A 10,626-nucleotide genomic window follows, 5' to 3' on the forward strand; every position below is an offset into this window, starting at 1 on the left:
TCACTTCTTTTTTATAACATGAAAACTTTGTAATTCAACTGCTCCAGAAGGTGTGACAACTTCGATTCCACCTCCAGAATTTATAGCACTGCCAGGGGCTGCTGGTGCAGGTCTCGTAATAAAATTATTACCTTTATTCAAAGTTCCTATTTCTATGAAATCCGCATTTTCAATATTCTCAATTGGTATGCCATATTTCTTCGAAAATGCCTGTGGATTTTCCAATGGATTTTCTAATGCCCAAAATTGTGCCTCAGCAGCGTGACTTTTACCCAAGGTGCCTATTCTATAAAGACTTCCTCCATTTTCAACTATTACCCGAGCTTCTTGAGCCGATTTCGTTGAAGATTGAATAGCTGCACCATAGGGAGTATCAATGGAATTTACCTTTGTTAAATTCTTTAGCCGATTTACTTTTGCTACCTGAGCTGCACCATATGCCTCTAAAAGTGGTCCTCCAACTTCTAAGGCATCTTTAGAGATTCTATTAAATGCTGTAGAGTTATCCTCGGCATGCGTGTCTCTTCTATGAATTGCCCATAGTAATCCGAGCTTATGCAAAGGATCAAATCCTCTTTCTTCCATTTTTGCTGCCAGCCATGCCTCATCATCTGATTTTCTCTGCTTAATCGATTCAGGATCTACATAACTATAATTTGCTGCTGTTTTGAGACCACTTAAATGACCGTCATTATATGCTCTAGCCTGCGAGTATTTTTGTTTATTGATAAAGGTATTGTCCTTTACTTTATAATTGTAAACTTCAACAACAAAATCGCCTTCTCCATCATCAGATACTGCAGATATACTCCTCGAAACATACCAATCCCCATTCTGATGTTGATCCCAATAGTTTATAACTGTCTTAGCTTCTAATCCTTCTAGCTCGGCACCATCAATGACCCTATTTGAACTAAACACATATGGCGAGTTCCAGGCATATCTATCTTCTAACGGATCTCTTGCAAAGAACCTCCCGACCCTGGGGTCGTGCATCCTGTACTTATAGTTCAGGGAGTTTCCCTCCCCTTTAATTTCATTATCCATTTCTTGTCCCTGGAAGCCGTAGCGGTAGTCCCCGCTATTGCCGTGTCGGTTGGGCAGGAGTTGCCCGAAGGGAAAGTAATCGTTGTACGCCACCACGTCCTGTGAATAGCTACCCTCGGTACCCAGTTTCCTATCCGTAATGACCGAGAGTACGTTCCCCAGATGGTTGCTGAGTTCGTAGCGTTTGTCGCCTACCTTGTTTTCAAAGAACGTCCTTTCCAAGATAGGGCCTTCCTCCAGGATTTCCAAATTTTTCCGTTCCATCCCCAAACGGGAATTCCCATAGATATGGTGCTCGGTCAGGAAGAGGCCCTCCCGGCCGCCGTTGCCCTCGCCCAGGTCCCGGATCTCCGCCAAGAACTCCGAGCCGGGCTTGATATGGAAATTGGGTTGTATGGTTATCTCGTTTCCTGCGGTAAGGCGAAGGTTTCCGTTGCGTTCCACCACGTTCTCGTTTACGGTATTGGCCACGCTGATATAGTCGTAGGCCTCAAAGGCGATCTCCCGGTCGATCAGCATGGTACCGAAGTCCCAGAAGTCCTGTAGGTTCCTATCCGGGTCCACAGGCTCCACGGTGCCGTCCGAGCTGTTCTCGTATACGGCCAGGACATTGCCCTGGGCATCGCGTACGTAAAGGGTAGTGGTCTCCGTATCCACCTCGGTCTTGGCGATCCTGTTCCCCAGGCCGTCATATTGGAAGGTGATCACGCTCCCATCGTCCTTGGTTACGGAACGTACCTTGCCGTCAACCCGCCAGTCAATGGATAGGCCCTCGGCACGGTCCCGGATAAGCTGGCCTATGGCATCGTATTCATAGTTGCCCGCTGTCTGGACGCCCAGATCTCCAAGCCCTTGGTCTCCGATCGCATCGTTTACAAAGTCCAATCGGTTGGTCTGCTTGGCCTGCCCCGTTGCCGGATCCGTATCTACATACGTATACGCCAATTGGTCCATGGCCCCGCTAGGTGTACTACGGTCCAGGGTCTCTAGGTTCCCGTTTTTGTCATAGGCATAGCTGGCCGAGTAGGGGTCGGAAGGCCCCGCGGTCCTAAAGGCCTTGATGCGGTTCAACTGGTCGTAGCCGTATTTGTTCATCTGTACGGTAAGGGCATTTTCATCGGTATCCAGCAGACCGGTCACCATCTGCTTAATGTTCCCATTGTAGAGTTCCTCGCCCACGTTTACCCCTTCCTGTGTCTCCGTACCATTGTTGGCGGTACTAATTCCAAAGGTGTTGGTGCCCAGGGTACCGATCGGGGCATAGTCGCCGCTGTAATAACCCAAGGTATATCCCATAGCGTCCCGGGCCACCTGATCGCCGTCCCCGCCCATATCGTCGGCGGGGTCCAGATTCTCGGAGTTTACCCCCTTGAGCCAGCCCTGTAGGGTATAGGCATAGTCCATGCCCTGTACCTCCTTGTCCCCGAGAACGGTACGGGCCAAAGGCCCGTGCGCATAGTACGCATAGGTGGCGTCCTTCTCCCAAAGCATACCATCGCTACTGGTCTCTACCTGGGTAATCCGGTTGTCCGCATCATAGGTATAGCGGTGGGCGAACATATCCGTACGACCCTTTTGATAGGTCACCTGATTGACATTGCCACTGATCAGGTCATAGTCGTACTCCACATGTTTAAAGCCCGATGAGGGATCTTCGGGATTGATGATCATCAATTTGTTATGTTGTACCAGTTCCTTGACGTTCCCGTGGATGTCATAGTGGTAGAACAAGGCATTTTCATAACTGAGGTTGTTATCAAGGCCGTCCCATTCATCGTAATACCGGATGGCGGTGACCCGGTTTCGGGCATTACTGATGAATTCCGAGATATCGTCCACGGTATCGAACAATTGTACTTCATTGTTGGTGGCCGTGGTATAGTTGGTCCGGGTCACTTCGTAGCGCGTGTCGGCTATATTGGCGGGGTAAATATTGCCCTGCGGGTTATCCGGATCGGTAACGGGTACATAGGTCCCGTCTCCACTATATATAAGTTTCCCTGTGGTATCCTCGATGGTGATGGCCACATTAGGTGCTAGCTCCCCGGCCTCTATGATCCGGCCCAGGAAATCGTAGCTGGTATAGCTAAAACGACCTGTTCCGGCCTGTTTGGCATTCTGGGAAGCGATAATACGGCCCAGGCGATCGTAGGCAAAACGGGTGACGCCCCCATCCGGGGTCTCCTGCCAAACCAATTGGTTTAAGGAATTATAGCGGTATCGTGTAATCATATCATGGTCCGGTAACAGGCTTTCCCCTTCCCCCGACCCATTGGCCAGGCGATAGGCGTTGATGGCTTCGTTCTTGCCTTCCGCTTCCAGTTCCTGTTCGGTAAAGCGGTCCACCCCTTCCGGGGGAACCGTTTGTAACAGGTTCCCGGCCTGATCGTAATAGTAGAGTGTATATTGGTATTCCTTGTCCGCGTATTCCATGGTAAAGTTTTCCACGGGATCGGTCAGGGCGTGCTCCAAATAGGCATTTACAAATTCCTGGCGTTTGCGCTCCAGGATGGCCTCGTAAGTATCACTTTGATACGCTTGGGTTACGGCGGCCTTGAACTGCTCGCAATCGGTTTGTTCGGGTAGGTCAAAGATGAAATCGCTAAAGTCTGCGGGGAACGCCCTGGGTACGCAGATGCTTTCATTCCCGGGTTGGCTTAGATAATCGGACGTAAATTGGCCCCAGTCCATACGGTCAAATTCGTTGGCTGTATCCACATGTGCCTTATATAGCCCGATGATGGAGGCCATATCGGGATAGCCATAGTTGAACTCCGTAGCCCCAAAACGGGCAATGGACATGTACTCGATATCCTCGATACTGGTAATGCCAAAGGTGGTGAGGTAGTTTTGGTAGTCGGTCACCAAGTACTGGTAGGATTGGTTGCAAAAATCGGCCTCCGACACGATATACTGTTCATGTAGGCCCGTATCTAGTCCCGTCATGAGCCCGATTACGATTCCTTCATAGGTGCCGTACATGTCAGTACAGCTCAATGGTGCCGGTACCGGCGGGATACAAATGTCGGGGCCGCAGGTGGTCCGGGGTTCCTGGGGAATGGATTTGGAGGATAAGACAACATCTTTTGAATTGGATAAGCTAATCTTATTGCTTGAGGATAAGTCGGTAAAGAGTCTACACCAGTCATCGTAATACACTCCTAAACCACTTGCGCCACTGACACCAAATTGGAATATCCCTCCGAATTCTTCCAAAGTTTCATCTTGGTTTGTTTTGTATGTGATTGAGTATGTGTTCGCATCGAGAATATCAAAATCCACAATTTCCATGATATTCTCGACTGATACATTTTTAAAAGTTGTAAATAGTCCAACATATTGATGGGCCGGATTGGAGAGAAATATATCATTGGCATTTAAATTGGGCGCGTCCGTTAGGATTATGTTTATGGAATTCCTTCGACTTTCAAAATCCCATCTAGATAATGTAGTATTTTCTGGAACAACAATTGCATAGTTATAACTTGTCCCGGCCGAAAAATAATTATCCGTTGGATCCAAGCGGGCCGCTCTTTCACCCGCTTGAAAATCTTGTTTAAAGTTATTTAATAAGGCTGAATTAAAGGCATAAGCACTATCTTTACCAAAGCTTTGGTCTATTACATTGTTCAATATCGATCTTACCTGATTTTCATAGTACTCTTCAGCATCAATATTGGATGGACAGGCAATCATTTCTGAATTCTGTCCGTTATTTGGTAGTAATTCGCATAAGTCAATATCAAATCGTTGACTCCTATTTTGACCTGTAATTTTCTCGTTTCTATAGAAATCAAATAAGACATTCTTACCTACACGGGTATTACCGGTAGAATCTAGATATGAAACCGTACAATAAATGTAATTGTCGGCATCTATCGATTTTCTTTGCATTTTTATATCCAAGATTTCGTATACATCATTGAAATCCTCTTCAAAAGTGATTCGAACAAAACTACCCGACCTTAAGTTGCCTGACATTGCTTGGATAAACAAACGAGAATTACTAAAATCGTCCACATAATCGTCTGCCTCTCCAAAGGCTTGGAAAAATGAAACGAAAAAATCAGGTTCATACACTCCAGGATTCTGATTGTAAATAGGGGTCAATACGGTCTGAAATTTTTCATTAAGGTTAAATCCACCCGCAAATAATTTGTTTCTATAAATGTTTTCTGCTTCGGTCCGAGTGATTATTCCCCGCGTTTGAAACAGTCTTGCATTAAATGCCTCTTTTAAAGCATCTTCAAATTGATTTTCCTGTTCATTACTTTCAGGACAAACAGTAGAATCCTCATTGTCTACTATATTGGGATCCAGTTCCAACGTATATTCCGAGTAGTCTGAATATAAATCGCATCCAAAATTCAATTTAGATCGTTGAGCAAAGGACGATCCAATACCTAATCTAAGTTGATTAATCGAAATATCCTTTGACAACGTTTGGTTTTGATCATCTACATAAGTCAAGGTAAAGTAATCTTCAGCAATGATTGGTTGGCTCAGCTTGTGCTCCATACTTATTACATCCCTAATAGTCCTAAAATCAATATCACTTTGAAAAGCTCTTACGATTCTTATTCTATGGGTATCGGAAAACCGTATTTGAATGTTTTGCAAGTTAATTGCAACGCTTACTTGCGAGGTATTTGAAAAATCAACCGCCGTATTGCATAAGTCAGGAAATTGTGTGCAATAATAGTAGCTGTTAATTGTTAAAAACTCCTGGAGAAAATCATTAAAAGAAACAACGTCCTGTAATGAAACTTCTTGACCAAGATTTGTTCCCAAGATATCCTTTTGCGTAATGAGTTCGTTTAAGACATTAACAAAATTTACACTGAATTCAGGTGCGTGAACAAAATCGTCATCACAGATATCTTCCCCCACCAACTCATTAATATCCTCTCCAGGGCAGCATAAAAAGTTGATCAGGGGTCGGTCCGGATCGTCCAAGGCCTGGGTCAAGGTACCCTTTACTTGCATTTCCACCGTAGGGGTCTGGTAGGCCACACGGGCGACCTGCGATGTAATCTGTCCGGAGTTATTGTAGGTATAGGTCAACCCCAGACCCGTAAAGTTGGTGATGCCTGAGCTGGGGAGGTCGTCCTCCAGTTCCAGAACCGCCACATCAAGGCCGCCCACATTTAGATAATAGGTATTGATCGGTAGATCCGCGGTCCAGGTAGCCGTACCCGGGTCAAAGAACTGGGACAGATAGCTATCGCGGTATTCGGGAAGTCCGTTGAGTACTACTCCGGAACCGTTGATCGTTCCCTGGGCATACAATGCATTGAGCAAACGTACAAAGGCCTCGGAAAAGCGACGTTCCTTATTACATTCGCCCAGGGGCCCAATGGAACCGCCATCGCTCAAATATTGACCCACACTGTTGGCATCCGGGTAGACGGTACATTCCGCGATACGGGCACGGGTGGTCCCTGTAATGACCTCTTCTTTAAAGCCTGCTTCCTTAGTGGTATCGGGAATTCGTATGACCGCACTAAAGGTAAATTGTTCGTTGGGCCCGTCATAAGTGCCGACTAGCTGATTAACCTGGGTAATGGTAAAGGAAGGGGAGCCATAGCTGTTCCAACTATATCCGGGGGGAAGGGTAACCGTAATGGGGGTGGTTGCTTCCCCGATTTTCAGAGTAAGTACATTTCCGTTGATTCCATTGTCCCATTGCAATGGATCGAGAGACTCCAGGGGCAGGATGCCCCCAAGATCGGCGTATAGCTCCCTGGACAGGTAATTGGCATCAAAAACACCTTGACGAGGAATTCCCTGGCCCACAAAGTCGGCAAAGGCAAACTCCAGGAAGACCCGTAGGTCCCTGGCCAACGGACAGACCCCGGTCTGTATAAAATACTCATAGGCGGTATATTCGTTCAGTTCGGCTATGACGTCTTCGGCACTTTTTCCGGAATCGTATAAGGCATCCGAAGGCGGAAAGCGTTTTTCCTTGGTCAGGTATTCGTTGCGTTCGGTAAGTTCGCAGACCTTATTGGTAGCCCCTTGGATAGCGGTCTCTAAGTCCCTTTTTCCCGAAAAGTCATACTCCCCAATAACGGATAGCAGATCCACGGGCGGATTTTCCTCCCCAATACACCCGTTATAGGCATTCCGTGTCTTGGCGTAGACATTGGCCAATAGTTTTTGCACCGTCTGCTTAAGATTGATATAGTTGGTCTTTAAGGTAGCCCAGTAGGCCTCTTGTTGCGAAGCGGAAAGGCTCTCTACGCCGGTATCCGGGCAGTCGTCGGAAATACTGTTACAGGTTACAATGGCCGCCGCATATTCTTCCAGGGTTTTCCCTGTGGCGTTGTAGTTCTCCATCATGGCCGACATCAAAGCCTCCCTTTGGTTAAAGGCGGTCATGAACCTATTGTTTCCATTGGCTGCCAAAGGGTTAGGGGAGGGTAGGTTGCCTTTAAAGAAGGGATCGTTGGCGATGAGCCCGTTGGCTGAACGCAAGTTAGATGGAACTTGCCCATAGGTGTCCAGATTACGGAGGTGCTGGTCGTATCCATCCGGGTTCATTAGCCCGGCACTATTGTTAAAGGTCATGCCACAAATGGCCTCGGCATATTCCAGGTATCGGTATTCCGGATGGTATACGATCAGGGATTCGGCCCATTCCTCTTGCCAAATCCCGGATGCGACAAAATCAGCGGCATGGGCCAGGTATTGGGGTTCTATATAGTACTCCGCATTGTCCGGACTATCGGTAGCCTTGATCAGCACTTCATTGAGATTGGCCGTTGGGTCTATGGGTGGTTCGTAGGTGATGGTCGTTGTCCCATCCGTCTCGTCCACAGTTAATATTTCATTTACCCGGATGTAACTTATGGTGCCATCGGCATTGTAATAATGGCCTTCCGTATAGAGATCATTGCCTGTATCCCGCCCATCGTATAGGGGATGCCTGGGATTTCGCCAGGTGTTGTATTCGCCTCCTTCGGTGGTTTCGGCACCCGTAATACGATTAGTCTCCGTAAAGATGGAAAGGCTTCCCTGTGGGTCCAATACAATTCTTCCGTTACTCAAGGTCCTAGGGGATGCCCCGTATTGCCCGGTAGGTTTCATATCGTTGAGCAGGGCAGTACGACCTACCTGGCAACTAACGGAATTGGCGATGATCGTTTCATTGGACTGGCCGGCAAGATCGGTACCATCCGTACAGGGTGCATGGCAAGCGGCAATGAGTTCCGGCCATTGTAGGCGAAAGGCCCGTTCCAGTCTTAGGGTTTCCTCCTCAACTTCATCAGGGGTTAAAATGGCTTCCAGTTCGCTAAAATCGTACGCCGCTATCTGTATGGCGGCATAGATGGTTTCGTCGGAATTTCCGGAACCGTCACTGTATTGGGCACGTAATGCATTTTCACAGTCCGCGCAGGTGGTAAAGCATCCATCCTCCGCGATATTGGGAAAGGGAAGGGCCAGTTCGGAATCAATATAGCATTCTTTCGTCGGGTCTTGTAGGTCCAGAATGTACTGATCGGCATACTCCTGGAGCATATCAGGGTTTACGATCAGGTTTTTAACGATACTGAAACTCCCCCGTTCCAGGGACACCTCAAAATTGGCGGCATCGAAGGTATTACGATCTAGAATTCTGCTTTGACCGTCGGCGTCGATGATATCCAAAAAAAGATCGTAGGCGATGGCGTCGTCAAAACACTCATAGACAAAATCGGTCGTTTCCAGATTATAGGAAAAAATCCTGTTCTCATTAAAGGGAACCACTTTGGTACTCGTATATACCAGGGCGTCGTCAACGGCACCAAAGGTCTGTGTGGCGCTTCGTCGGTTGTTGTCGTTGGGCGTGTCCGGGTCGTTAGGTGCTACCTTACCCAATAAGTCGGTGGTTATGCGAAGGTGGTCCCCATTTTTTTCTTCGTCCAGGCCATCGAGGCCGGCAGGCGCATCGCCCAGCAAGGCCGTGGCTATGGTACGTCCCTGGGGATCTATATAGCTAACGCTACGCTGGCCGTTGGGATCAATGACCGTATTCTTTTTATAGTGCTGGTTATACCCTACGCTATAGCCGAACAAACGGTTGAGTTCTTTTTGTTCAGGCGTAGCATAATAATATTCCATCTGGTGTCCATTGCCCAATTGGTGGGTTACCCCAACACCACCTTTTCGGCGAATACGGCCCGTATTGTCCGGAGTATATTCAATTTGGGAAAAAGGGTGCTGTTCCGCATCCGGTATCCGTGCCTTAAACGGGTCGTCAACATCATTGTCCACGGAATAGTACCTACTGGCACCACTTTCCGTGGCCATGGCCTTTTCCAAGGCATAACTGTCCAATTGGTTTACGTCGTCCGGGTCAAAATCCTGATAGCTGTACGCCAGGCCGGCCGAATTTTGGGTAAAGGCACCGTTTTGGGGATCTATATAATCCCCTACAAAGTTGATTGCCGGTGCAAGTGCACGGTTTACGGGTACGGGCAATACCTCTATGGCCGGTCTTCCCTGGGCATCATAGATGACCTCCCCGACGATAATGTTTTCATCCGAATTGATTTTGGTCACGGTTTGGCGGTTTCTGAGGGTCCCATCAAAATAGCTCACTACCTCTTTCTTTTTGCCATCCTCGGCGTAGGAAGCCTGAAACTGCCAGTTTTTGTGTACCTGATGGTCTTCATCAATGATGTACACCCTGTTCCAGTCGCTTAAAAATTGGGCCTGATCGTCTTCGGCATCGCTCCAAGGTCCAAATTGGTACCTATCCGGGTAAGCCTCGTTTTTGCCTACCGCCCGCACCCGGTACACAAAGTAGCCCTTGGCATAGATCAGGGGTACGGTATAGGAAAGCCCGTTGGCCTGTACCCGAGTACTGTTCAATTCAAAATCCCGCTTGGTAAAGGGGATGGTATTTTGTGCCCGTATGGGGTCGTCATAGTTTTCAAGATTCCCATCGTATCCATCGATCCAGGTCCATTCCACATCATAGGAAATCGCTCCGTCCACGGCGGACCAATTAATTTCCAACTCTTTTCCCGAAGCATTGGGTGCGGCTACCCCAACGTTGGGCGGAAAGGAAGTGTCTAAGGTTTCGAACCGGTCCGAGGTAAATCCAATGTCCAAATACACATTGGGGGGGACCGTGGTGGTGGTGGATCCATTGGGTAATAAGGTATATGAGGTACCCACGATCTGTACTAGGGCCCCGAAGGACCCTGGTAATATATGCTTGTTGATATCCACCGAAGTATTGTCCGCTCCAGGGGTGGTATTGTTCTCAACGGTTAAGGTAACATCGGATGCAGCTTCGTCAAAGTTTCCCGAAGACGAGGCGGGAACAATGCTCAACTGCACTTCAAAGGAATACCGGTCGCTTACCGGAACGGTCTTGTCCAATCCAAGACTTACGTAGGCCATGGGGGAGTGGTTTACCCGTTCCGGGGAATCCAGGTTCGGGGTCACATATTGGAGCGTGGCATCGGTGGTGATCTGACTGGCATCAAAGCTGGCCTTTTCCTGGGCCAAGGCATGGGTAAGGCATAACAGCATGGCGCTTAGGCATCCCAGGGTCATTTTTTTGGTGGTTCTCGTAAACATTCGTCT

1 protein-coding gene is annotated in these 10,626 nt (G+C 47.9%); it reads right to left on the reverse strand.

All coding sequences use genetic code 11. From position 1 onward, the window contains the following. Positions 1–10,620 carry a 3-coathanger stack domain-containing protein gene (locus ACP2AF_RS13170; protein ID WP_425236611.1) on the reverse strand — a complete coding sequence of 3,540 codons (10,620 nt, stop codon included), beginning with the start codon at positions 10,618–10,620 and terminating at the stop codon, positions 1–3. Positions 10,621–10,626: the final 6 nt, after the last annotated feature.

This window comes from Ulvibacterium sp. (genome assembly GCF_965248315.1).
Taxonomy (GTDB): Bacteria; Bacteroidota; Bacteroidia; order Flavobacteriales; family Flavobacteriaceae; genus Ulvibacterium.